Consider the following 25628-nt stretch of genomic DNA (forward strand, 5'->3'; position numbering starts at 1 on the left):
CAATGTTGAATCATGGATCAACCATGACGGGATGCCGCCGGTCGTGCAGAGCCGGTCAACCCGTCCATGATGGACATCGCGTCGGTCGTCCCATGACGGACATCGCATCTGCCCTCTCATGGTGGACACCGGACCTGCCATCCCACGATGGACATCACATCTTCCATCCCATGATGGACACCGCACCTGCCCTCTCATGGTGGACGCCGCACCTGCCCGCCATGACGGCCCGTCATCGACGGGCAGGCGTCAGCGGCGACGAGCAGGCCTCAGCAACGGGCAGGCGCTAGAACCGGCAGGCGCCGGCGGCGCGCCCCGGCGGCGGCGCCGGATCAGCGGCGGCGCCGGATCAGCGGCCCGACCAGACCGGGGAGGCGCTGTTCATCTCGAGCGCCTCCATGCGCCGCGCCGCGGGTGAGGGCGGGGCCGCCGCGGCCGCGCGCGCGGTCTTCCGCGCGCTCGCCACCGCCGAGGCCGCCTGGACGGCGCGCTCCTTCTCCTTGTCCGACCGGGCGCGCGCCGCCTGCTGCCGGAGCCGGTCCTCCGCCGCCGCGAGCTTCGCCTCGGCCGCGCCGAAGTTGCCCGCGCTCACCTCCTGGGCCGCGTCGAGCTGCATCATGCCCGCCTCCATCACCGCGGCGATCGTCTGGGTCTTCTCGTTCTGGTGCGCGGCGACCAGGGCCGGATCGCTCGTCACGTCGTAGCGGGCGACCACCTCCTGCACGCGCGGGAGATTGCCGCTCTCGGCGTCGCGGAAGTGGAGCCGCACGCTCGCCAGCGGGTGGGAGCCGGCCGCCGGCGCGGTGACCCGCGCCCGCACGAGCATCTCGCGGTGCTGCCCGCCGAACATCGTGCCGAGCAGCACCCGGAGCGCGTCCCCGGAGCGCTCGGTGCGCTCGCTCGGGACGTCGAGCAGCTCCACGCCGGGCGCCGGGACGATCTCGACGAACGCGCCCGTCGCCGCCGTCGTCTGGAGCAGGGCGAGCTCGCGCTCGAGGACGGAGGACATCTCCCGCGCCTCGGTGAGGTGGTACAGCCGGCCGCTGGAGCCGATGGCGAGCGCGTTGAGCGTGCGCTCGTCGTAGTCGGCCCCCACCCCGATCGACGTGATCTGCACCCCGTGCGCGGCGCCGCGCTGGGCGAGCGCCCCGAGGATGTCGGGAGAGGAAGGCCCGATGTTCGCCTGGCCGTCCGAGATGAGCACCACGCGCCGGACGGCGTGCGTCGACGGCGCGGCGAGCGCGTGCTGCTCCGCGAGCTGGAGCCCGGCGAAGAGGTTGGTGCTGCCGTCGGGGCCGAGCGCGGCGATGGCGCGCGCCACCGCGGGCCGCGTCGACCGGCCCAGCACCGTCGGCGAGACGCGCGCCTGCGCGGTGTCGGCGAACGACGCGACCGAGACGAGGTCCCCGTCGGGGAGCCTGTCGACGAACGCCTGCGCCGCCGCGCGGGCGTTCTCCATCTTGGGCCCTTGCATCGAGCCGGAGGCGTCCACGAGCAGCACGACCGCCGCCGGCGCGCGCGGCTGTCCGCGGGCCGCGCGCGCCGCCGGGACATCGATCCACACGCCGAGCTGCGTCTCGCGCGTCCCCGGCAGCGCGAACGCGCTCGCGCCCGCGGCGCCGATCCAGACGCCCTGGCTCCCCGCGGGCGCCGGCTCCGGCCGGGACGACGGCGCCTCGGCCGCCGCCGCAGAGGGCTCGTCCGGCTCCGCCGCGGCCGCGGCCACGGCGACCGGCTTCGCCGCCTCCTCCCGCGCCGCAGCGCCCGGCGCGGCCGCCACCGCCGCGGCGGTCGCGCCCGGAGGCGCCGCCGCGCTGGCCGTGCAGCCCAGAGCCGCCCATCCCATCAGCAATCCAGCGAGCATCGTCCGCATCGAGGAGCTCCTTCCGCCGCAAGCCATGGCGCGGCCCACGGGGGGACCCACGTCCCTCCGCCGCGATCTCCCGGTCCCCGCAGCGCGCGGCTTCTACGGACCGGGCCGAGAAAAGATCTCCGGGAGAGCCGGCGTCGGCATCAGCGCCGCCGGCCCTCGCACCGGCGAAAGACCGCCGCTCCGCGCCCCGAGCCCCCTCCGAGCACACATCCGTGGGTCGTCCCTGCCTGACTCCAGGGCACATCTCGAGATCTCGCGAGATCCGCGACTCCCGACGTCCCTCTGTCGGTGGTTCAGGTCTTGCTCACTCACGACCGTCGACGGGCGATCGCCGGAGCGCGGCGCCCGGACACGACGCGCCGCACGGAGCGGCGATGCCGGAGGAGGTCGATCCGATGCAACTCGCGCGAAGCAAATCTCCAGCTCTCCTCGCCGCGCTCGCGGCGGTCTTACTCGCTGTCGGGAGCCTCCTTGCTTTTCCGGGCTACACGCTCACCGGCACGGGCGTCCGCGTGAGGACCATCGGCGTGCTCAACATCGATGTCTATCGGATCAGCCATTACATGGAGCAGCTCCCTGCCGCCCGGTCCAAGGACGCCGTCATCGAGATGGACACGGGGAAGAGGTTCGTCTGGACGATGCTTCGCGACGTCGACCGCGCGAGCATCGTCAAGGCGCTGCGGGAGGCCTATGCGCTGAACCGGTACACGGACACGCCGAAGATCGAGAGGTTCGTGGCGGCGTTCGAGGGAGACCTCAAGGCGGGCGCGGAGGTCACCATCGCGTACGACCCGCGCGCGAAGGCGACCACCGTCACGGTCGCCGGCGGCGGGACGGCGACCGTGGCAGGCGTCGACTTCATGAAGGCCACCTGGCGGATCTGGCTGGGCAAGATCGATCAGCCCACGTTGAGCGAAGAGCTCATCGCCAGGCTGCGCTGACGCAGGCGAGCCGCTGTCAGTCCGACGGCTTGTCGCGCACCACGAGCACCGACCGGTTCGTGTGGTTCACGACCTTCGCCGCCGTCGTGCCGAGCACCTTGTCGATGCCCGAGTAGCCGTGCGACCCGATGACGATGAGATCCGCGTTCTCCTCGTCCGCCGTCCGGCAGATGACCTCCCAGGCGACGCCGACGTGGATCACGACGTTCGCGAGGAGCTCGGGCGGCACGTCGCGCGCGAGCTGCGAGAGCTCCTCGCGGTCGCTCCGCTCCAGGATCTCGGGGACGCGGGTCGGCGACTCGTTCAACGCCTCCGCGGGCAGGCTGTGGTGCAGCCCGATCGCGCGCACGAGCACGAGCTTGCCGCCGAGCTTCTGCGCGAGATCGACGCCCTCCGCGAGGACGAGCGACGCCTTGGGGGAGCTGTCCAGTGCAACGAGGATGGTCCGGGGGTGCTTGAGACTCATGGCGTCCGCCTTTCGTGCGGTGACGTACCGCACCTTCTTTAGCCGACCTGGCGCCGGACGCGCAGCGCATCGCTCGGCGGCGGCGCTCCACGCCTCCGCGCCGCCTCCGCGCCGGCCCGGCCGCCCGCGCCGAGCGCCGCGGACGGTGCGTCCAGCGTGGATCAGGCGCGGATCGTCACGCCATGGCCTCGGTCGTCCGTGAGGATCTCGAACGCCGCGCGCCGCGCCGTGGTCAGGGTCTCGATCCCGACCTCGCGGCCCAGGCTCTTCCGCCGCAGGGTGACGGTGCAGGCCCCGATCTTCGTGTTCAGGCAATGCTTCACGCCGCCAGGAGGGTTCCTGTAGGCCAGGCCCACGAAATCGCCGGCGGACGCGGAGATCTCCCCCTCGACGCTCAGCCGATCGGTCTCCGTCCGGAAGCGCCAGGTGAAGTAGTCGAACGAGGCATCGGCGCGGACCGACTGGACGAGCGAGCCGAGCGCGATCTCCTCACCGCCGTGCCGGAGGACCAGCGGCGTCATGTTCGGCGTCCAGAATGGTCCGACCTTCAGCCGGGCCGTGGCGACCTCGAGGAAGCTGTCCGGGTGGCTGTCGAACCCGGCGACCTGCCCCCAGGCGTACAGGTCCGTGTGTTTCGCCCCCCAGTTGTGGTTCTGGCTGCCCACCCAGCCCGAGACGTCCACCGCGCGCCCGGCCACGCGGAGGAGGCCGCTGTAGACGGCCATCGGCGCGCCGACCAGCGCCTTCGCTTTCGGCAGCGGGGCGTCGTAGAGGGCCGCCGGGAGCAGCAGAAGGGGCTCGCCGCCGCCCTCGTAGGCGAGGTCCCAGGTGATGGCGTCCTCCCCCTCGCCCGCCGCGCCGGTGAGCCTGCCGAGGCTCAGCCGGGCGCCGTCGATGGCGACCGACAGGCTGTCGCGGGCGAACGAGCAGCGCCCCGCGAACGGGACCTCGCGCTTGGCGACCGCGTGGCGCCCCGACTCGCCGTCGAAGTAGACCGCCCAGAGCTCACCCTCCGCGGCCTCGGGCCGCCCGGCCGGGCTGAACAGCGTGTACCGGATCCAGAAGGCCAGCGGCCGCGTCGGGTGGTTCGCGCGCTGGAAGAAGCTCTCGTAGAAGCCGCCCCGCTGCCCCGGCCGGTAACGCGCGTGGTTCGCCCGCTCCCCGATCGTCTTCACCTTCGCGACCACCATCGCGCCTCCCGCTCCTCCAGCCTAGTGCCCCCGCTTCGACCCGCCGCTGAGAAGATCGCCGATGACCCGCTCCAGATCGTCGAGCGAGATCGGCTTCGCGATCTTCGGGTTGTCCACCCGCTCCACGAACTCCCGCGCGCTCGGCGTGAAGGCGCCGCCCGACATGAACGCCATCTTCGGCAAGAGCTGCGGGAACCGCTCGCCGATCTCGTCGTACAGGGCCATCCCGCTCATCTGCGGCATCAGCAGATCGCAGACGATCGCGTCGATCCGGCCGCCGCGGTCCCGCAGGAGGTCGAGCGCCTCGTGGCCGCTCTTCGCCACGAGCACCTCGTGCCGCTCCTCGAACGCGCGCGCGAAGGCGTTGAGCAGCATCGGCTCGTCGTCGACGAACAGGATCGTCCCGCGCGACGACGCGCGCGGCGGCTCCGGCGGCGGCCGCGGCGCGGGCAGATCCGTCGGGTTGAGGCCGGTCAGGCGGATCGTGAAGACGGTCCCGACGCCGGGCTTGCTCGAGACCGTCATCGTGCCGTGCTGCTCCTCGACGATGTTGCGCGACACCCAGAGCCCGATGCCCGGGCGCGCGCTCTCTTCCTTCGTCGTGAAGAACGGGTCGAAGATCCGCTCGACGACCTCCGGGGTCATCCCGCGCGCGTTGTCCTCCACCTCGACGTGGTGGACCCCGGCGTCGAAGCGCGTCGTCACGCGCACCATGTTCTCGTCGCGGGGGCGGTTCGGCATCGCCTGCGCCGCGTTGATGAACAGGTTCACGAACACCTGCGAGAGCTTGCCCGGATAGCCGACGAACGGCGGCATCTCGCCGTAGCTGCGCTCGATGCGGCAGAGCTGGCTGAGCTGCGGGCCCGTCATGCGCAGCGCGAGCTCGATCACGTCGACGAGCTCGACCCGCTCGGGCTTGCGCTCGCTGCTGCTCGAGAAGAGGTTGAGGTCCGTCACGATGTCCCGCATCCGCTCGACGCCGGCGAGCGCCTCGTGGCACGAGCGATCGATGAGGTCGATGGCGCGCAGCAGGTCCTCGTACGAGCCCGAGGCGACCGGGCGCGCCGCCGAGACGAGCTTGTGCGCCCCGCTCCGGATCTGCTCCAGGTTCGCCATCACCCACGCCATGGGGTTGTTGAGCTCGTGCGCGACGCTCGCCGCGACCTGGCCGATCGAGGAGAGCTTCTCGCTGTGGAGGATCTGCGCGCGGCGCGCGACCTCCTCGGTGACGTCGCGCATGAGGGCGAGCGAGGCGTCCTCGCCGTAGAGCCGCGTGATACGGACCGTCATCACCTTGGTCAGGCCGGCGCGCGTCCCGCAGCGGATGGTGGCCTCCCTCGGCGCCTCCGCCCGCGACGCGGACAGCACGAGCGTGCGCAGGGCCGGCACGTCCGCCGCGACAGCGAGCGCGGTGATCGGCCGGCCGATCCACGCCTGCCGCGAGTGCCCGAAGAGCGCCTCGAACCGCACGTTCAGCCGCGTCAGCATGCCCTCCTGGTCGATCGTCGCGAGCACGTCGGACGAGAGCTCGACGATCTCGCGGTAGCGCTCCTCGGAGGCGAACAGCGAGCGCTGGGCGTACGCCTCGGCGAAGCGGTGCTCGAACTGGAGCAGCAGCGCGTCGACGGCGCGGAGCACGTCGATCGAGGACGTGCCGTCGGCCTCGGCGTCGTCGTGCGTCGTGTCGAGGACGCCCGCGACCGCGGTGCGGAACTCGGACGCGGCGATCAGCGGAGCGCTGATGGAGTAGCCGGTCGCGTAGCGCTGCTCGACCAGGTGCGTGATGAACTCGTCGAGCAGCGTCTCGCTGCCGTCCTCGAGGATCCTGGTGAACGCGGCGAGCCAGGAGCGCACGTTCTCGGTGACCTCGCCCACGGGCCGGTCGGTGTACCGGCCCCGCTCCGGCGGCAGCGCCAGCACGTTCTCGATCCAGTCGTCGATGAGCTCGTCCTTGTGCCGCTTGCAGAGGTCGAGCAGCCGCCGGCGCGCGAGCGCCATCGACGTCTCCGCGTTGGTCGGCGGCCCGTGGACCTGCGAGCGCCGCTCGCCGTCCCCCCCGCCGCGCGCGCCCCGCGACTCCGGGACCTGCGAGCGCCGCTCGCCGTCCCCCCCGCCGCGCGCGCCCCGCGACTCCGGGACCTGCGAGCGCCGCTCGCCGTCCCCCCCGTTGTGCGCGCTCTTCGCTTCCGGAAGCTCACGCTTGGCTTCCTCGTCCGCTGCCATCGCTGTTACCTGCCGCGGAGGACCTCGCAGCCCATGAACGCACGGAGCGGCTCCGGCACGACCACCGCGCCGTCCGCCTGCTGGTACTGCTCGAGGATCGCGATGACCGTCCGCCCCACCGCGAGCGCCGACCCGTTCATCGTGTGGACCAGCCGCGGCTTCGCCTTCGGCTCCGGCCGGTAGCGGATCTGGGCGCGGCGCGCCTGGAAGTCGCCGAAGTTCGAGCAGCTCGAGATCTCGCGGTACACTCCCTGGCCGGGCAGCCACACCTCGAGATCGTACGTCTTCTGCGAGCCGAAGCCGAGATCGCCGGTGCAGAGCGCCGACACCCGGTAGTGCAGGCCGAGCCGCTTCAGGACCTCCTCCGCGTGCGACGTGAGCAGCTCGTGCTGGCGGGCGGAGTCCTCCGGCGCCGAGAACCGCACGAGCTCGACCTTGTCGAACTGGTGCTGCCGGATGAGCCCGCGGACGTCGCGCCCGTGGCTGCCCGCCTCGCTGCGGAAGCACGGCGTGTAGGCCGCGTAGGCGATCGGGAGCGACGCGCCGTCCAGGATCTCGTCGGCGTGGAGGTTCGTGACAGGGACCTCGGCCGTCGGGATGAGGTACAGGTCGTACGCCCTCTCCGGGTCGCTCTTGTGCGTCTTGAACAGGTCGTCGGCGAACTTGGGCAGGTTGCCCGTGCCGAACAGCGCCGTGTCCTTGACGAGGAAGGGCGGCAGCACCTCGAGGTAGCCGTGCTCGCGCGTGTGCAGGTCGAGCATGAACGAGATGAGCGCCCGCTCGAGGCGGGCGGCCGCGCCCATCAGCACGGTGAAGCGCGCCCCCGAGAGCTTCGCCGCGCGCTCGAAGTCGAGCAGGCCGAGGGCCGTGCCGATGTCCCAGTGGTTCTTCGGCGCGAACGAGAAGCTCGGCTTCTCGCCCCACGCCCGGACGACCACGTTGCCCTCCTCCCCCGCGCCCACGGGCACCGACGGGTCCGGCAGGTTGGGCACGACGGAGAGCAGCTCGGTCATCCGCTTCTCGAGCTCGGAGACGACCTGCTCGGCCTCCTTGATCCGCGTCGACAGCGCCTTCAGCTCGTCGCGCTTCTGCGCGAACTCGGGCGATTTCTTGTCGAGGCGCGCCATCGCGTCGTTCGCCGCGTTGCGCTCCGCCTGCCACCGCTCGAGCTCCTGGATGTTGGACCGCCTCGCGCTCACCGTGGAGGCGAAGTCGTCTCCGAGGCTGGCGGCGGCGGCGGGCGAGCGAAGGGCGAGCGCCGCGCGCACCTCATCGAGGTGCTCCGCGACGTGGCGAGGATCGAGCATACCCCAGGGTTTAGCCGAAGCCCGCACGCGCGTCAGCAGCCGCGACGCGCCGCTCCGAGGAGGGGCCCGCTCCCCGCGCTCCCCGCCAGAGGCCCGGCGGGGAGCGGCGCGCAGGGAGGCGCTAGGCGCTGGCGCCCAGGCTGCGCAGCACGAACTGGAGGATGCCGCCGTGCTGGTAGTAGTCGACCTCGTTCGGCGTATCGATGCGCGCGGTGACGGTGAAGGTCTTCTTCGCCCCGCCTTCCCCTGTCGCGACGACGTTGAGCTTCTTGCCCGGCGTGAGGTTGTTCGAGATGCCGTCGATCTCGAACACCTCGCGCCCGGTGAGCCCGAGGGTGGACGCGTCCTCGCCCGGCGCGAACTCGAGCGGGAGCACGCCCATGCCGACCAGGTTCGACCGGTGGATGCGCTCGAAGCTCTTCGCGATGACCGCGCGCACGCCGAGCAGCTTCGTCCCCTTGGCCGCCCAGTCGCGCGACGACCCGGTGCCGTACTCGGCGCCGGCGATCACGAGCAGCGGCACGCCCTCGGCCTTGTACTGCATGGCCGCGTCGTAGATCGTCGTCTTCTCCCCGTCGGGCAGGTGCACCGTGATCCCGCCTTCCTCGCCGGGGCGGAGGGCGTTCTTGAGGCGGATGTTCGCGAACGTGCCGCGCATCATCACCTCGTGGTTGCCGCGGCGGGCGCCGTACGAGTTGAAGTCCGCGGGCGCGACGCCGTGCTCGACCAGGTACTTCGCGGCGGGGCTGTTCTTGGCGATGTTGCCGGCCGGGGAGATGTGGTCGGTCGTCACCGAGTCGCCGAGCAGCGCGAGCACGCGCGCGGCCCGGATGTCGGTGAGCGGCGCCGGCTCCTTCGACAGCCCCTCGAAGAACGGCGGCCTGCGCACGTAGGTCGAGCCCTCGTCCCACACGAACGTCTGGCCGCCCGGGACCGCGAGCTTCTGCCACTCCTCGTCGCCGGCGAAGACGTTCTCGTACTGCACCTGGAACTGCTCGGGCCGCACGGCCGTCCGGATGGCCTCGCTGACCTCGGCCGAGCTCGGCCAGATGTCCTTGAGGTACACCGGGTCGCCGTTGCGATCCGCGCCGACCGGCTCCTTGAAGAGGTCGGCGTCGACGTCGCCGCGCAGCGCGTACGCGACGACGAGCGGCGGAGAGGCGAGGAAGTTCATCCGCACGTGCTGGTTGATGCGGCCCTCGAAGTTGCGGTTGCCCGAGAGCACGCTCGCCACGACGAGATCATTGTTGCGGATCGTGTCGCCGATCACGTCCGGCAGCGGCCCGGAGTTGCCGATGCAGGTCGTGCAGCCGTAGCCGACCATGTGGAAGCCGAGCGCCTCGAGGTACGGCAGGAGCCCCGCCTGGCGCAGGTAGTCGGTGACGACCTTCGACCCGGGGGCGAGCGACGTCTTCACCCACGGCTTCACCGTGAGCCCGCGCTCGACGGCCTTCTTCGCGAGCAGGCCCGCGCCCAGCATGACCGCCGGGTTCGACGTGTTGGTGCAGGACGTGATCGCGGCGATCACGACCGAGCCGTGGCGCAGCGTGTAGCGCGCGTCGCCCTCGGTGATCTCCGCCGGGCGCATGATCTTCTCGAGCGCGGGGGCGCGCGCGGCCGCGTGGCCGGCCCCCTCCTCGAGGAACGCCTTGACCGCGGGCGCGTCGGCCGCGGCGAACTCCTTCTCGAGCATGCCCTGGAGCGAGGCGCGGAAGGTGCGCTTCGCGTCGCGCAGCGGGACGCGGTCCTGCGGCCGCTTCGGGCCGGCGATCGACGGCACCACGTCGCCGAGGTCGAGCGAGAGGGTGTCGCTGAAGACGGGGTCCGGGGTGCTGTCCGTGCGGAACAGCCCCTGCTCCTTGTAGTAGGCCTCGACGAGCGCGACGAGCTGCGCGGGCCGGCCGGTGAAGCGCAGGTACGCGATCGTCTCGTCGTCGACGGGGAAGAAGCCGATCGTGGCGCCGTACTCGGGCGCCATGTTGGCGATCGTGGCGCGGTCCGGGAGCGAGAGCGCGCTCAGGCCCGGGCCGTAGAACTCCACGAATTTCCCGACCACCTTCTTCTGCCGCAGCATCTGCGTCACCGTGAGGACGAGATCGGTCGCGGTCGCCCCCTCGGGCAGGCTGCCGTGGAGCTTGAAGCCCACGACCTCGGGGATGAGCATCGAGAGCGGCTGGCCGAGCATCGCCGCCTCGGCCTCGATGCCGCCGACGCCCCAGCCGACGACCCCGAGCCCGTTGATCATCGTCGTGTGCGAGTCGGTGCCGACGAGCGTGTCCGGGTAGACCAGCGAGCCCTGCCGCATGACGGCGCCCGCGAGGTACTCCAGGTTGATCTGGTGGCAGATGCCCTGGTCGGGCGGCACCACGCGGAAGTTCGTGAACGCCTGCGCTCCCCACCGGAGGAACGCGTAGCGCTCCTCGTTGCGCTCGAACTCGAGCGCCGCGTTCACCTTCACGGCCGTCGAGGACGCAAACTTGTCGACCTGGACCGAGTGGTCGATCACGAGGTCGACGGGCTGGAGCGGGTTGATCTTGAGCGAATCGCCGCCGAGCTTCGCGAGCGCCTCGCGCATGGCGGCGAGATCGACGACGGCGGGCACGCCGGTGAAGTCCTGGAGCAGCACGCGCGCGGGGTGGAACGCGATCTCCTGCGAGGGGCGGGCCTTCGGGTCCCAGTTGAGGACGGCCTCCACGTGGTCCTTGCGCACGACGCGCCCGTCCTCGTGACGGAGGAGGTTCTCCAGGAGGATGCGGAGCGAGAAGGGGAGCTTCTCGATCGACGCGCCGCCTTGCGCCAGCGAGGTGAGCTTGTAGTAGGTGTATGTTTCGGCTTGAACCGTCAGCGTGCTCTTGGTGCCAAAGCTGTCGACCATGCGGCCTCCTCCAACGTCCGGAGCGCCCTTGTAGGCGCCCCGAAGCCGCTAATCTAGTCCTATGTGCGCGCGCTTCACCCTCGCCGTGCCGGACTTTGCGACCCTCATCGCGCTGCTCGAGTCCTCCTCTGGCGCCGGCCGAGCAGGCAGCGGCTCGGCTCGGTCGATTGCCGCTGATCCGGAGATGGCGGCGAGGTTTCGGCCTCGTTTCAACATCGCACCTGCGACCGTCCACCCGGTGCTGCGCGCGCGGGACGGCCGGCGCGCGCTGGTGGCGGCGACCTGGGGCTTCATGGCGCGTTTCGCCAGGGGCGGCGCCGGGCCTTCGCTCCTGGCCAACGCGCGCGCCGAGAGCGCGCGGGCGAAGCCGACGTTCCGCGAGGCGTTCGCGGCGCGCCGCTGTGTGGTGCCGGCGGACGGCTTCTACGAGTGGACCGGGCCCAAGGGCGCGCGGCGGCCCACCTGGTTCCACCCCGCGGAGGGCGGGCTGCTCCGCCTGGCGGGGCTGTACCAGCCGGCGAAGGACCCCGACACGGGGGAGCCCGACGTCCGGTTCACGATCCTGACCACCGAGGCGAACGCCGACGTCGCGCCGATCCACGACCGCATGCCGGTCCTGCTGGGCCCCGGGGACGTCGACCTCTGGCTCGGCCTCGGCGACGGCGCGGACGCGGATCGTGCCGAGGCGCTGCTCCGGCCGGCGCCTCGCGGCGCCCTCGCGGCGCGCGCCGTCTCACCGCGGGTCAACTCGGTCGCGCACGACGACCCCACCCTGCTGCAGGAGCTCGCGGCGGAGGCCGCCGCCCCGAAGGCCGCTGCCCCGAAGGCCGGCGGCACGCTTCCGCTGTTCGATCTCGACGGCGGCGCGAGGCCCGCCGTCCCCTCCGGCCGGACCTCGCGCCGCTGATCTGCGGCAACGTGCGCGATGTGCGCTGACTGACGTGCGACGCCTCAGCGCGCGGAGGCGTTGCTCGCGCGACCGCCCTTGCGGCCCGTGCGGCTGGTCTTCGCCGGTCGGCTCGCCTTGCGCGCGGGCGCGGCTCGCCCGGTCTTCGCGGGCGCCGTGGCCGCTGTCTTCTTCCGTCCGGTCGCGGTGGCGCGGCGCCCCTTCTGCGCGCCCCGCGCCGGCTCGGCGCGCTGCGTCGACGCGCGCTTCGGCGCGCGCTTGGCGGGTGGACGCTTGGCCGCCGCCTTGCGCGCCGACGGCTTCGCCGCGCGCGCGCGGCGGCCGCCGGTGGCGGCGGGCATGCTCTTCGCGACGTTCCGGGCGAGGAGCGCCTCCACGTCGCTCGCGCGCACCTGGCCGAAGCGCGCCTCCAGGCGGCCGCCGAGCTCCTCGAGGCGCGCGGCGCCCATGGCGCTCTCGACCTGGGGGAAGAGCTCCTTCTCCTCCTCCTCGACGTGGTGCTGCACGAGCTCCTTCAGCACGCCGAGCCTGGCGTGAAAGGTTTCGTCACCCGGCTCGGTGCTGAGCAATTTCTGCAACATGACGTCGACGAGCGCGTGCTCCTCGTACGAGGTCGGGATCAGGGGGGAGGCGCCGAGCGCCCCCCGGCTCTCGGGGTAGAAGAGCTCCTCCTCGATGGCCGAGTGGCTCACGAGGGTCGCCACGAGCTCGTCGCGGAGCGCGCTGATCTCGTCGCTGTCGGCCTGCGACATGCGCTCGAAGAGCTCTTCGACTTCCTGGTGATGCTCCTTCAATAGGTCGGTCGCCTTCATGCGGGGACTCCTCTCACGGAAAGATGAAGCGCCGTCGAGGCGCTTGGCCTGTGCGGTCTGCGGGTTTGCGCGAAGCATGCCAGGCGGGAGGGGCGCGCGAAGCGAGCGCACGACGCGCACGCGCGGGCGCGGGCGTACGTCGATCGGCCAACCCGCGCGGGGGCGTCGCGGCGCGCGCGCTGCGGGGCGTGCTGCCCCGCAGCGAGGCGTCATGGCGCCGCTGGCGCGTGATCGCGCGCGGCCTGCGCGATGTCGCGGACGCCTTCGCCCGCGCCGGGCGCCGGCGCGCCGCCGGGCGCCGTCAGCGGGCTCTCCTCGGCTCGCGGGCGCGGGCGCAGATCGATCGCGCGGGCCTCAGTTCGCGCCCCATACGTTGAGCACGGCCGCCGTTTCCGCGTCGATCGTGGCCGGCTCCCGTTGCGCCGCGGGCGCGCGCACGGACAGGTCGAACGTCACGGTGCGCCGGAAGAGCGACACGGTGGCGAGGGGCATCACCTCGCGACGGTTGAAGGCGCAGGTCGGGTCCACGTCGAGGTCGCAGAGAAAGGGGGGGACGCCGAGTCGACCCGAAAGCACGAGGTTGCCCCAGCGGGTGGAGTAACGATCGCCGAGGGCGGCGATCTGGGGGCCGCGCTCGACGCCCTCGAGGCCGGAGGCGACCGCCGCCAGATCCTTCCCGAGCGGCTTGCGGGCGAACGAGAGGCCGAGGGCGGCGATCGCCGTGCGCGCGACGTCGATGATCTCGGTCGGGGCGGCGATGCGCTGGCCGGCGTACAGATCACCGGGAAAGTGGACATAAAGCGGGAGCGTCAGGACGGGCTCCTGGAGCTCCATGCCCTCGCCGTAGAGCACGGCGTCGGAGCGCCCGCTGGCCAGATCGCCGGTCACGATGAAGAGGGTCTCGTCCCACAGGCCGGCGGCCTTGAGGGTCCCGATGAGGTTGCCGAGGGCGCGGTCCTGGCCGGCGAGGGCGATGGAGAAGAGGTCGCGGATCCGGTCGCGATCCTCGGGGCTGAGCACATCGCGGCGCCGGCCCCTCAGCCTGGCCAGCACCTGGGCGGCGCGGCGCGGCTCGACGGGGCCGGCGTACTCGGCGGGCTTGAGGGCGTTCAGCTCCTTCGGGCTGACCTCCCAGGGCGGATGTCCACCGCGCGCGTGGACGAACGCGAGGAGGCGGTTGGACGCGTCCTGGCGGAGGGTCTCGTTGATCCAGGTGGCGGCGGCGTCGATCGGGGTGGTGGCCGGCTCGCCGCTCGTCGGGGGGTGCTCGAGGACCCGGGACCAGCCGGGTCCGAAGCCGAACGCCCGGAACGTGGTGGGGACGCCGGTGAAGAACCCGGTGCGGATGCTGCTGTCGCTCGCGATGGCGCCGATGGTCGTGATGCGGGCGGGGAGGCGGGCCCCGGCGTCGGCGACAGTGTGGGCTGGCGGCGGAAGACCGGTGAGCAGCGACGCGGCCACGGCGGACACGACCGTGCTCGGCCCGCGGTGGTGATCGAACGTCGTCGCCGAGGTCGCGAGCTCCGAGAGCGTGGCGAGGTGCGGCTCCGGACGACCGCTCCAGGGGGGCAGATCGGGCCGCTCGACCCCGTTCAGGGCGACGATCACGACGGCGCGCGCTCGGGGCACGGACGGCGGCGGCTCCGGCGATCCGGCGAGGACGGGGTCGCCGAAGAGGATGCGTCCGCCGCGGGCCGCGGCGGCGGCGCGGAGCTCGAGGGAGATGAGGGACCCGGCGAAGGGCGCGAGCGGCAGCTCGACGTCGGTCCAGGTCGCCTTGTCGCCGCCCTCGACGTGGGCGCGATGGATCACGAGGGGCTCCTGGCCGTCGCGGAGGACGCGGATCTCGGCGTCGCCGTCTCCCGAGCCCAGCGCGCCGATGGAGGTGTGGAGGCGGGTCACCCTGGAGGGGCGAAAGGCGCAGCGGACCGCGCCCGGCGCGCGCAGCGCGATGGACCGGTGGGGGACGCCCGACAGCGCGGCGGCGGGCGTGACGACGTCGCGCAGGGTCGGGGGGCCGTACGTGGCCGGGTCCTCGTCCGGGATGCCCACGCGCACCCAGTCGACGTCGGCGAACGCCTCCCCCTCGCGGAGCCGGCCGGAGAACTGGAGCGTGAGGGTGTGCAGGCCGGGGTCGGCGGGGAGCGTGGTGGTCGGGGTCGAGGCGATGCGGATCTGGTCGCGCTGGAGGCGGAGCGTTCCGAGCGGCTGGTCGTCCAGGGAGACGGTGGCGTACCTGGAGGTGAGCCCGACGGCCCGGGCGGACACGAAGATGGGGCTCGCGGACGGCAGGACGAACGTGAGCTTGATCTGCCGCTGCGAGATCCGCGCCCAGGTGGATCCATTGTGCTCGACGGCCTGGATGCCGGTGGGCACGGTCCCTTGCCACGCGAAGCGGCCGATGAGCGAGCCCGCGCCGGTATCGAACAGGAGCCCTCGGTGCTCGAGATCGCAGCTCGGCAGCTCGTCGATGAGGTGCACGGCGTCGCGCGCCGGCGGCGGAGGCGTCTCCTGCGGGCTCGCGGACGCCGCGGCCGGGGCGTCCGGAGGCAGGTCGCGGGTCGACGTCTCGCACCCGTCGCAACCGGAGAGGAGCGCGGCGGCGAGGGAGGCGAGCGCGAGCGCGAAGGAGGGACGGCGGGTTCGGATCACGCGGGCGCGCACGGGGCGTGCTCTACCACGAGCGGGAGTCCTGGGCGGCCGGTGTCATCGGGCCGCCGGTGGTGTCGTTCACGCGGCCGAGCATGGGACCCTGCCGGGTCTGGGCAGGCGTACGCCGAGGCTGGGCGTCTGGTACCACGCCGTTCAGGTTAGTGTTGGGGGGGGTCGAGGTGAGCGGCCCGCTCATCGAGGTCTCGGGCGGCTCGGTCACCATCAACGGCGACGTCGTGAAGGTCAACACAGGACTCGCGATGACCATGAATACCCGAGCTGGCGAGCTTGTGGCCAAGATCCATTACGGGCCGTTCGAGGGGCGTTTCCGGAACGTGACCCCCGCGCTGAGCCTCGCGCTGTTGACGTCCTTTCTGCTCGGGGTCGCCGTTCACGCGAGTCGGATCGAGACGCTCGAGTGCGTGCGTCCGCCCGGCGAGGTGGCGACGTGCGAGACGCGGTCGGTCGCCCCCCTGCTTCCGGCGCTCAGCGAGCGCTTCGATGCCGGCGCCGTGCGCGAGGCGAGATACCGTGACGTGCACGCCACGAAGGGCCCGGACGTCGTCGGTGGGAGGACCGTGCTCGTGGATGTGCACGGGCACGAGACGGGCTTCGGCAGCACGACGGTCGAGCAAGCGCGGCTCAACACCGAGCGAATCCAGCGGTTCCTGCAAGGCCAGGATGGCTCCACCCTGCGGATCGAGGTGCTCCCTTCGTACTGGAAAGTAGCATGGTTGGCGTTGTGGGTGGTTCTAGCGCTGGGTCTCACGATAACCATCGTCGTCCACGGCTGTCGCGATCTCGGGGGGTATCGCATCGAGGTTCGCGACGACCCGCGCGAGCGGCCCGGGACGAGCGCCGCCGCGCTCGCGGCGGGCGCTTATCGGGTCCAGGCTCAAGACAGCCCGCGCGAGCGCTTGCGGTTGCGCGTGACGCGAACGGTCCTCGGCATTCCGCTGCGCGTGCACGACATCGCGGTACCGCCCGACGTCACCGAGGTCGAGATCGAACAGAGACCCGCACCGAATTGGTACATCCCGAGTCGTCAGGCGCCGCCGAGGGGCAGACGTCTCGTCCTGCGGACCGCGACGGGCGCCGCGCTACCGGTCATCCCCGAGCTGCGCCGGGGGGAGATGGAGCACGAACGCGCGCGGATCGCCCTCGCGAAGGCCCTCGGGCTGTCCATGTCGTGACGAGGGGCGTTTCCGGAACGTGCCCCTCGCGCTGAGTCGACACCTCGAATCCGCTCGCCAGGGATGCATCGACGGAGCGGCTCCCGGCGCTGGCAACCGCAGCGGCCTGAGGCAACGGATCGGCCGGCGACGACGCCGCTCCACGCGGCGGAGCACGCGGCCAAGCTTCAGGCACGCCGCTCCCGACGCCGCGTCAGAAATCCTCGCAGCTACCAACATCGCTTCCGACGCTCCGTCGGGTGTCCTCGCAGCTACCAACATCGCTCCCGCCGCCCCGCCGGACGCCCTCGCAGCCGCCGACATCGCCCCCGACACCCCACCGGGCGCCCGCGCAGCCGCCGGCATCGCCCTCGACGTCGCGTCGGAAGCTTGCTCGGCCGCCGACATCGCTCCCGAGGCCGCCGCGTCACATTGACGAGCTCGCTCGCCCTTCTTAGCCTCCACGATCCTCGACGCTCGTCGGCCCTTCACCGGCGGCGCTCGAAGGCTCGAAGGAACAACGAGAGGGGAACCATGGCCATCAACACCATCCATTACGACGACTCCCTCGATCTCATCTGGAGCGTCCTGGTCTACGAGGAAGCGCGGCTGCTCAAGGACAGGAACGCGAGCGACCTCGCCTCGGAGGCCGGCGCGCTCGTGGAGCGCTGGGCTCAGGTGAACACCGGACAGCGGAGCGCATGGCGCGCCGAGATCGTCGCGCAGGCGGGCATCGACGCCGAGGACGACCTGCTCGACGACACCGTCGACGAGCTCGACAACGAGCTGCTCCGGACCTTCCGCGATCGGGACGCGCCGCAGCGCAAGCGCTACTTCAAGAAGGCGCGCCACGAGATCGTGCGCCTCGGGCTGGAGAGCGAGATCGAGGTCGTGCGCGCGTGGCCGGCATCGCTCAAGACCGAGGGCGAGCCCGCCCTCCAGGCGCTCGGCGCCCGGCTCGAAGGGGACATCACCCGGGGCGACGCCGCGGTCGAGGAGCGGCGGCGCGCCGCCGCCGCGACCGCCGATCAACGCGTGCGAGAGATCGTCCGGTTCGTGGACGACATCAACGCCGCGCGGCGCGCGCGCTACGGCCTGCTGATCCAGCGGGCGGAAGAGCGGAGGCTGCCGAAGGACTGGCCCGGGCGGTTCTTCAAGAAGAGCACGCAGGGGCCGAAGAAGGTCAAGGCCGCTCCCGCGGTCGAGAGTCCGCCGGCGTGACGCGCGACGCTCAGCGCCGCCACGGCGGCGCGACACGCAGCCCGGCGCCGCTCGCCGATCAGCGCCGCCACGGCGGCGCGATGCGGAGCCGGGTGAGGCGGCCGGCCTTGACGACCGCGAAGCGCACGCGCTCCTCGTCCCGGAGCTTCGCCCGGATCTCGTAGACGCCATCCTTGGGCGCCAGCGGCAGCTTGACGCTGCCGGTGCCGACCTTCCGCCCGTCCACGAAGAGCGTGTCGCCCGCGCCGGCGATCACCTCCAGCATGCCCTGCCCCTCGGGCACCTTGTGCCCGGCGGTCAGCGGCAGATCCTCGGGGAGCACGGGGTTCGACGTCGTCTCGCCGATCGGCCCGGCGGCAGCCGGGGCCGGCGTGGCGGCGACCGCCGCCGTCGCGCCCACGCTTGACGAGCCGGCGGCGGCCGCCGCGGCAGCGCCGGGCGGGGCTGCGGCCGCGGGCTCCGCGGCCGCCGGGCCCGGCTGCTCGGGGGCCGGCGGGGCGCTCTGCAGCTCGTGATCGCGCGAAAGCCGCGCGGCCACCGCGAAGACGAACGCCGCCACCGCGAAGAGGACCCACATCGTCATGCGGTTGTCGCGGGCGGGCGGCTGCGGCGTCGGCACGTAGGCCGACGGGCGGCGCACGCGGCGCGGCGTGGGCGACTCGTCGATCGCGGGCGCGGGCGCGGGGGCCGCGAGCCGCGCGGCGGGCGGCGCCGCGGGGACCTGGAGCGCCGCGGGGACCTGGAGCGCCGCGGGCGCCGGCGCCGGCGCCTCGACGACGGGCGGCGGCGGGAGCGAGCCCAGCGTCAGCAGCCGCTCGGGCTTCGGGTACTCGAGCGCGGGCAGCGTGGCCTCCGGCGCGCGGGGCGCCGGGGCCACGCCGGGCACGGCCGGCGTCACGCCCGCCAGCACGGCGGCCTCGAGCTGGGAGGTCCACGCCGGGCGCGGGCTGCTCGCGTCGCCTCGCAGCTCGGCGAGATCGCTCGGGACCCGGGGGTTGGCCAGCGCGCTCGCGAGCGCCCTCGCGTCTTCCTTGCCGCGCGCGCTCGCGAACGCCGTTTCCTCGTCCTCGGCGTCCACGGACAGCACGGAGACGGACGCCAACGACTCCGGCGCCGACGCCGCCGGGCCGGGCACCGGCACCGCCGGGCCGGGCACCGACACCGCCGGGCCGGGCACCGACACCGCAGCGCTCGGCGCCGCCGAGCCGCGCGCCGGCATGGCCGATCGCGGCGCCACCGAGCCGGGCACCACCGTGAGCTGATCGTCGGTGAGCTCGACCGAGGCGCGCGACGACGCGGCGGCGGCGTCGCCGGCGAGCTCCGGCGGCAGCGACGCGACCGGGGCGGCCCGCTCCGGGAGGCGCCGCACGCCGCGGAGCGTCTCCTCCTCGTAGGCCACGGCGGGGGCGAGCAGGTCCTCTCCCTCGCGGCCGATCACCCGGCGCACGCCGCCGCGCGCCGCGACGTCGTTCAGCACGTCCTCGACGAGGCCCGCGGCGAACTCCCCCGAGGTGATGACCGATCGCGGCGACGTCCCCCGGGCGAGCGCCCGGAGGAGCGAGCGCGCCGGCTCGGGCGTCGCGTCGGCGGTCGCCCCCATCCCCTCCAGGTCGAGGACGACGCGCTCGACCTGCATCAACGGCGCCCCGTGGAACAGCCGCTGGGCGGCCCGGGCCGCCGCGATCGCGGGCAGGAGCTGCTCCGCGAGCGTCCCCTCGAACCCGGGGCGCGGCGGCGCCGCGAGCTCGCTCTCCGGCAGAGGCGCCACGACGAAGCGGCCGGCGCCGACGCCGAGGAGCGCCGCGAGCACGGAGGGGCCGCGGTGGAACGTCCCGTCCTGCGCCGTCCGGGTCGCGCCGGCGGGGCGGCCGTCCTTGATCAGCACCTCGTACAGGAACGCGGCGTCGCGGACCGACACGAGCGCGTCGGGCCGGCGCGCGCACGAGAGCGACAGCAGCGTCCGCGCCGTCATGCCGTCGAGCCGCCCGCGGACCTCGCCGCCCGTCGCGATGCGCTCGGCGACGCGCCGCCTGCCCCGCAGGACCTCGTGCACCCGCTGCACGAAGGCCGCGGCGCTCTCCTCCTTGCGGAGGTAGCCGTCGGCCTGGGCGCCGAGCTCGCGGAGCCGCTGGAGCAGGTCCTCCTTCCAGGAGAGCAGGATGACCGGCACGTCGCGCAGCGCGACGTCGCGCTTGAGCGCGCGGCAGAGGGCGAAGCCGTCGAGCCGCGGCATCAGCACGTCGCTCACGACGAGGTCCGGCGTCGTCTGGTACGCGAGGTCGAGCGCTCGCGCGCCGTCGTGCGCCTCGTGCACGTTCGCGCCCGCGGCCCGGAGCACGCCGGCGAGGAACCACGTCACCGCCGGATCGTCGTCCGCCACCACGATGTCGATCGCGTCGAGCGCCGCGTCGCCCGGCGCCGCGGTCGACGCGCTGATCGTGCGCGCCGGCGACCTCGCGCGGATCTCGCTGTGCAGCCGCGAGCGCTCGCCCTCGGGCGCGCTCGGCGCGTTCATCCACGGGGCGAGCGGCAGCGCGCCCTCCGGCCCGCTCGGCGAGAACCGCACGCCGCCCTGCGAGCGGATCGTCACGAGATCGCGGATGCGCGCCACCGCGCCCCAGAGCGCCGCGAGGACCTCGGCGCCGTCGCCGAGATCCACGTTCTCCCCGCGGCTCCTCGGCTCGGCGGCGTCGCAGAGGCCGCGGCGGAGCTCCTCCGCCAGGCGCGCCCCGAGCTCGTCGAGGCTGACGGCCCCGAACGGCCCGCGCACGGCGCGCGCGGCTTCAGCGCGCACGCAGGCCACCGCTGCCTCCGCGGCGGCGCGCCGGAGCGCGTCCGGCGACACGGGCTTCGGCAGCGCGCGCGCGGCGCCGAGCGCCAGGTAGGGGGCCGCGTCCTCGGGCCGCGCGAAGCGGCCGACGGCGACGACGGGGACCAGGTCGGTCAACGGATCGGCGGCAAGCGCCTCCGCCAGCCCGCGCGCGCCCGGCATGTCCGCGTCGAGCAGGACCAGATCCGGAGCGAAGGCCCGCGCGAGATCGATCGCCGTCGCCACGTCGTCGGTCCGCTCGATCTCGAACGACGGCCCGACGTCGGCGCTCGCGGCGTCGAGCGCCTCGGCGAGCGGCGCTGTGCCCACGACGAGGACGGTGATCGGCGCGTCGATCGACGTGGCCGGCGACGCGGCCGGCGCGGCCTCCGGCGCCTCGGCGGGCGCCGCCTGCTCCACGCCGCGCGTCGAGGAATCGCGCGCTTCCTCTTCCTCCTCGAGCGAGAGCGGCTCGGCGGCGAGCGCGCGGCCGTGGCTCACGCCCGCGATCCACGTCGTGGCCTGGCCCTTGGCCGCACCCGCGCCCGCGCCCTCCGGCCGCGCGCTGGTGCTGCGCGCGTTCGGCTGCTCCGCGGCGGCGCGCGCGCGGGGCGGCGAAGGCGCCTGCTCGGGCGGCGCGGCGGCGCGCGCGGGCGCCGGCGCCTGCTCACCCATGGCCGACTGCCCCCAGGCCAGGGCGGGCAGCTCCTCGAGCAGCTTCCGCAGGGCCGCCGCGGCCTCGCCGCCGAGCCGCGCGCCGTTCGCGGCGGCGAGCTGCGACTCCCCTTCGGCGAGCCGCTCGGCGACGCGCACGAAGCGCAGGAGGCGCGCCCCCGCGCCGAGCGAGTGCAGGCGCCGCTTCAGCTCCTCGACGAGCCGCGGCGCATCGCCCTCCGCCTCGATCCGCCGGACCATCTCGCGGAGCTCCGCCACGCGGCGACCCAGGTTCGCCACGAACTCGGCGCGCGCGCCGCCCAGCCGCTCGTGCCGAGCCTCGCTCGCTGGATTGCTGCGCGGCCCCGCGTGCTCCACTGCCCTCGATCCTACGCCCATTGGCGGTCCCGTATCACAGGAGGATCGGACACCCGAACTTCTCGGCGATCGCGCCCCCGCGCCCGTGGCTCCCGGCCGCGCGCCGTCGCCCCCGGGTCACCTCACGGCGGCCCCAGCTCGGCGGCGATCTGCTCCCGGACCCACGCGCCGGCGGCGCGCGTGCCGAGCGTGCCGCCCACATCGACCGTGCACATCCCCTGGTCGAGCGCCTGGGAGACCCAGCGCTCGATGCGGCGCTCTTCCTCGGGCCACCCGAGGTGAGCGAGCAGCAGCCCCGCGGTGAGCATCGCCGCGAACGGGTTCGCGATGTCCTTGCCGGCGAGCGGCGGCGCCGACCCGTGCACCGGCTCGAACAGCGCGACCCGCGCCGGATCGGACGCGTGCACGTTCGCGCTCGCCGCCATGCCGAGCCCCCCCTGCAGCGCCGCGCCGAGATCGGTCACGATGTCGCCGAACAGGTTGTTCGTCACGATCACCTGGAATTGCGACGGATCCTGGATGACGTACAGGCAGAGGGCGTCCACGTAGACGTGGTTCGACTGGATCTCCGGATACTGGGCGCGCACCTCGTGGAAGACACGCAGCCAGAGCTCGTGCGCGTGCCGCATCGCGTTCGACTTGTCCGCCATCGTGACCCGCGTCCGGCCGTTCGCGCGCGCGTAGTCGAACGCCGCGCGGATGATCCGCTCGACGCCCTTCCTCGTATTCACGTCCTCGTTGATCGCGACCTCGTCGGGGGTGCCGCGCTTGAACTGCCCGCCCATCCCGACGTAGATCCCCTCGGTGTTCTCGCGGAACACAACGAAGTCGATGTCCTTCGCCGTGCGGCCTTTGAGCGGCACCAGCCGGTCCGACAGCGCGCGGACGGGCCTCACATTGGCGTAGAGGTCGTAGCCGAAGCGCATGCCAAAGAGGATGTCGCGCGCGTGCTCCAGGTTGGGCACGCGGGGATCACCCAGGGCGCCGAGCAGCACCGCCGAGCACTCGCGCTGGATGGCGATCTGGATCTGGTTCGGGAAGGTCGTCCCGTCGCGCAGGTACCGGTCGGCGCCGAGATCGAGCTCCCAGAGGTCGATCGGCAGCCCTGCCCGCTCCTGGTAGACCTCGAGCAGGAGCTTCGCCTCGACGATGACGGACGGGCCGATGCCGTCACCGCCGATGATCGCGATTTTCTTCTTCTTTTTGGCTGCCACGAGGTCGCGCTCCCGGTCAGCCGAGCGCGCGTTCGACCGGCACGTACTCCAGCCGGTGGGCCGCCGCGACGGGGCCGTAGGTCACGTGGCCGCCGTGGGTGTTGATGCCGAGGGCGACGGACCTGTCGGCCTTGGCCGCGGCGACGATGCCCTGGTTGGCGATCGCCACCGCGTAGCCGATCGTCGTGTTCGTGAGCGCCCAGGTGCTCGTGTGCGAGACAGCGCCCGGCATGTTGGTGACGCAGTAGTGGACGACCCCGTGCACCTCGTAGGTCGGGTTGTCGTGGGTCGTCGGGCGGCAGGTCGCGATGCACCCGCCCTGATCCACGGCGACGTCGACGACGACCGTCCCTCTCTCCATGCGGCGGATGTGCTCCTCGGTCACGAGCTGGGGCGCCTTGGCGCCGGGCACGAGCACCGCGCCGACCACGAGATCGGCGCGCTCGCACACCATCTCGATGTTCTCCGCGTTGGAGTAGAGCGTCTCGATCGCGCCCCCGAACACGTCTTCGAGGTAGCTCATCGTCTCGGCGCGGACATCGAGCACGGTGACCTGCGCCCCCATCCCGACCGCGATGGTCGCCGCGTTCCGGCCGACAACGCCGCCGCCGAGGATCGCCACGCGGCCGCGCCGCGTCCCCGGCACGCCGCCGAGGAGCACGCCCTTGCCGCCCCGCTCTTTCTCCAGGCACGAGGCGCCGACCTGAACGGCCATCCTGCCGGCCACCTCGCTCATGGGCCGCAGCAGCGGCAGCGAGCCGTCCTCGTGCTGGATGGTCTCGTACGCGATGCCGGTCACGCCTCGCCTGGCGAGCTCCCGCGTGAGATCCGGCTCGGCGGCCAGGTGCAGGTAGGTATAGAGGAGGAGACCCGGGCGAAAGTGGCCGTACTCTGCGGGGAGCGGCTCCTTCACCTTCACGACCATGTCGGCGCTCCACGCTTCCGCTGCCGATCGCGCGATGAGGGCGCCCGCGCGTCCGTAGGCTTCGTCGGAGATCCCGCTGCCTTCGCCGGCGCCGGACTCCACGAGGACCTTGTGCCCGTGCCCGACCAGGGCCCGGACTCCCGCGGGCGTCATGCCGACGCGGTACTCACGTGTCTTGATCTCCTTGGGGACTCCGATAAGCACGATCGCGCTCCTCTCCTCGCCGAACTGCTGAAGCGAGGCGTGTGCGACGATAGCAGAAACCTGCCCTCGCAACGCCGTGAGCCACCGCGTCGAACGCCTGTTTCCGAGGCGAGAAACCCGGAAGATCCGTTCTGAAGCGACGTTTTTGTCGGCCGGTCAGACGCCCGCGGCGGCCTCGAGCGCGGCGCGGACGAGCAATGTGATCTGTCCCGGCGAGGCGAGATCGAGCGGCCCCATCATGGCCTCTGCGTCGAGCAGCAGGAGCTCCAGGGCCTCGCAGTGCGCCGCCAGCGCGTCCTCACCGCCGTCGCCGAGCCGGACGACCGCGGCCGCGCCGTGCAGGGCGAGCGGCCAGGCTGGCGCGAAGCTCTCCTCGATGGGGAGGCCGACCAGCGCGAGCTCGACGCCGTCGCCGAGCCGGATGACGCCGAGCGGCCTCGGGATCGCCGCCTGCGGCGGAGGCTCGGCGGGGACGATGGCGTCCCCGATGCGGCGGACCGCATGAGAGAGCGTCGCCATGCGGCGCGTGCTGGCGGCGATGACGAGGTGGGGCGGCGGCGCGAAGCCGGGCCGGGCCAGGCGGGTCACCAGGGACCGGAGGACGGGAAGGTGCTCCGACGGCGCGAACGGCGTCGTGAGGTCGGCGAGCGAGATGCGGCGGATCTTCCCGGAGGCCGTGAGCTCCATCAGGACCTCGAGGATCAGGAGATCCGGCCCGCTGATCTCGTCGAGCAGCTCGTCGAGGTTGTGCGGCATCTGGAGCAGCGCCGTCAGCTTCTCGGCCACGGCCGCGCGCTCCGCCGGCTCCCCGAGGGGCGCCGGCGGCGAGGTCGTCGGGGTGCGCAGCGCCTCGAGCCTGAACGCGGCCGGCTCCGCGGCGCGGAGCGTGGGCGGCGGCGGCATCGACCCGCCGCGGTTGCCCTTCACGTCGCTGGCCGGCATCGGCGCGGCGGTGAAGTCGGGCAGCGAGGTCATGGCGCTCGCCGGGGGCGCGGCGCTCCCTCGGTCCGCCGCGGCGCTGTCGCCGAAGGTCGCGTCGACGCTGAACGTCTCGTGGTCCGGGAGCGGGGACAGGTCGAGGTCGTCGCTCGCGGGCTCGGTCACCAGGAAGGCCTCACCGGCCGGCGCGAGCTCGGATCGCCGGCGCTGGACCTCGTCGACCTGGCGGAGCGCTTCCATCAGGAGGCGCGAGGTCGGCGCCATGATGCGGCGCACGCTCGCCGGTTCGCCGGGTGAGAACGCGAAGTGCCCGTCCCGCTCGCCGAGCAGCCGGTAAAGCGCCTTCTCCCCCTCGAGGCGGCGGTAGACGGCGTCGATCACCTCCCCTGCCAGGAGCCGCAGCTCCCCTGCCCCGGTCGGCGTGGTGATGCCGAGGGTGCCGCTCCGGCGGTTCATCGCGAGCAGCTGGAGCAGGTCGACGAGCGGGACCTGCTGGAGGTCGCCGCGGATCTCCTGCGGCACCGTCGGCTTGGAGCCGCGCGGCGACGCCTCGGTGATCCGCGAGACGATGTGATCGACGTCGCCCCGCAGGACCTCGTCGAAGCCCAGCTCGCCCTCGGCGCCGTCGACGAGGAAGAGGATCGGGGTATCGGCGAGGTCGGGGACGGCGGCGAACGCGTCCGCGAGCGCGTTGTCCTCGTCGAGCACCCTGGCGGCGAGCACGACGTCGGGCCGGCGCTTGAACGCCTGCTCCACGGCTTCGAACGCGCCGTTCGCGTTGGTCACGGTGAGACCACGCGCCCTGAGCGCCGACGCGAGCGCGCCGAGCGCGTCCACGTCCGAATCAACCAGCAGCACCCTGCGAG

General features: G+C 73.1%; 16 protein-coding genes. 4 read left to right on the forward strand and 12 right to left on the reverse strand.

What is annotated here, in order from left to right; translation table 11 throughout:
* Nucleotides 1-349 precede the first annotated feature (349 nt).
* Nucleotides 350-1873: a vWA domain-containing protein gene (locus WMF22_RS44415; protein ID WP_438033642.1), complete on the reverse strand. Its 1524-nt coding sequence runs from the start codon at nt 1871-1873 to the stop codon at nt 350-352.
* Between the two features lie 395 nt (nt 1874-2268).
* Between WMF22_RS44415 and WMF22_RS44420 the strand changes: the two genes are divergently transcribed.
* Nucleotides 2269-2814: a chalcone isomerase family protein gene (locus WMF22_RS44420; RefSeq protein ID WP_438033643.1), complete on the forward strand. Its 546-nt coding sequence runs from the start codon at nt 2269-2271 to the stop codon at nt 2812-2814.
* 16 nt (nt 2815-2830) lie between these two features.
* Here WMF22_RS44420 and WMF22_RS44425 read toward each other — a convergent pair whose 3' ends face one another.
* From WMF22_RS44425 to acnA, 5 genes are all read right to left on the reverse strand, one after another.
* Nucleotides 2831-3280 (reverse strand): universal stress protein, encoded by a 450-nt coding sequence (locus tag WMF22_RS44425; RefSeq protein ID WP_437295950.1) that lies wholly within the window; start codon nt 3278-3280, stop codon nt 2831-2833.
* Between the two features lie 161 nt (nt 3281-3441).
* Entirely contained in the window at nt 3442-4470 is a 1029-nt protein-coding gene (locus WMF22_RS44430) for a hypothetical protein (protein WP_437295951.1), read from the reverse strand.
* A gap of 21 nt (nt 4471-4491) precedes the next feature.
* Nucleotides 4492-6693 carry an ATP-binding protein gene (locus WMF22_RS44435; protein ID WP_438033644.1) on the reverse strand — a complete coding sequence of 734 codons (2202 nt, stop codon included), beginning with the start codon at nt 6691-6693 and terminating at the stop codon, nt 4492-4494.
* A gap of 5 nt (nt 6694-6698) precedes the next feature.
* Nucleotides 6699-8000, reverse strand: coding sequence for a serine--tRNA ligase (serS, locus tag WMF22_RS44440; RefSeq protein ID WP_438033645.1), 1302 nt, complete (start codon nt 7998-8000; stop codon nt 6699-6701).
* 121 nt (nt 8001-8121) lie between these two features.
* On the reverse strand, nt 8122-10875 hold the full coding sequence (acnA, locus tag WMF22_RS44445; RefSeq protein ID WP_438033646.1) for an aconitate hydratase AcnA: 2754 nt from the start codon (nt 10873-10875) through the stop codon (nt 8122-8124).
* Nucleotides 10876-10936: 61 nt separating this feature from the next.
* Here acnA and WMF22_RS44450 point away from each other — a divergent pair, with 61 nt between their 5' ends.
* The gene (locus WMF22_RS44450) at nt 10937-11782 is read left to right on the forward strand and encodes an SOS response-associated peptidase (protein ID WP_437295955.1); all 846 of its coding nucleotides are present in this window, start codon (nt 10937-10939) and stop codon (nt 11780-11782) included.
* 44 nt (nt 11783-11826) lie between these two features.
* Here WMF22_RS44450 and WMF22_RS44455 read toward each other — a convergent pair whose 3' ends face one another.
* Nucleotides 11827-12594 carry a hemerythrin domain-containing protein gene (locus tag WMF22_RS44455; protein ID WP_438033647.1) on the reverse strand — a complete coding sequence of 256 codons (768 nt, stop codon included), beginning with the start codon at nt 12592-12594 and terminating at the stop codon, nt 11827-11829.
* Between the two features lie 354 nt (nt 12595-12948).
* Nucleotides 12949-15246 carry a sulfatase-like hydrolase/transferase gene (locus WMF22_RS44460; RefSeq protein WP_438033648.1) on the reverse strand — a complete coding sequence of 766 codons (2298 nt, stop codon included), beginning with the start codon at nt 15244-15246 and terminating at the stop codon, nt 12949-12951.
* Between the two features lie 17 nt (nt 15247-15263).
* On the opposite strand from WMF22_RS44460, the gene WMF22_RS44465 reads away from it, so the two are divergent.
* Together WMF22_RS44465 and WMF22_RS44470 are read left to right on the forward strand one after the other, a co-directional pair.
* Complete coding sequence (locus WMF22_RS44465; RefSeq protein ID WP_438033649.1) at nt 15264-16439, forward strand: hypothetical protein; 1176 nt, start codon at nt 15264-15266, stop codon at nt 16437-16439.
* 513 nt (nt 16440-16952) lie between these two features.
* On the forward strand, nt 16953-17639 hold the full coding sequence (locus WMF22_RS44470) for a hypothetical protein (RefSeq protein ID WP_437295964.1): 687 nt from the start codon (nt 16953-16955) through the stop codon (nt 17637-17639).
* Between the two features lie 58 nt (nt 17640-17697).
* Here WMF22_RS44470 and WMF22_RS44475 read toward each other — a convergent pair whose 3' ends face one another.
* The 4 genes from WMF22_RS44475 to WMF22_RS44490 form a co-directional block, all read right to left on the reverse strand.
* Nucleotides 17698-21480: a response regulator gene (locus WMF22_RS44475; RefSeq protein ID WP_438033650.1), complete on the reverse strand. Its 3783-nt coding sequence runs from the start codon at nt 21478-21480 to the stop codon at nt 17698-17700.
* 122 nt (nt 21481-21602) lie between these two features.
* Nucleotides 21603-22694, reverse strand: a complete 1092-nt coding sequence (locus WMF22_RS44480; protein ID WP_438033651.1) for an isocitrate/isopropylmalate dehydrogenase family protein — start codon at nt 22692-22694, stop codon at nt 21603-21605.
* Between the two features lie 16 nt (nt 22695-22710).
* Nucleotides 22711-23823, reverse strand: a complete 1113-nt coding sequence (gene ald / locus WMF22_RS44485; RefSeq protein WP_437295967.1) for an alanine dehydrogenase — start codon at nt 23821-23823, stop codon at nt 22711-22713.
* Nucleotides 23824-23979: 156 nt separating this feature from the next.
* Nucleotides 23980-25620 carry a DUF4388 domain-containing protein gene (locus tag WMF22_RS44490; RefSeq protein WP_437295968.1) on the reverse strand — a complete coding sequence of 547 codons (1641 nt, stop codon included), beginning with the start codon at nt 25618-25620 and terminating at the stop codon, nt 23980-23982.
* Nucleotides 25621-25628: the final 8 nt, after the last annotated feature.

The organism is Sorangium sp. So ce204, from assembly GCF_051526795.1.
Lineage (GTDB): Bacteria > Myxococcota_A > Polyangia > Polyangiales > Polyangiaceae > Sorangium > Sorangium cellulosum_B.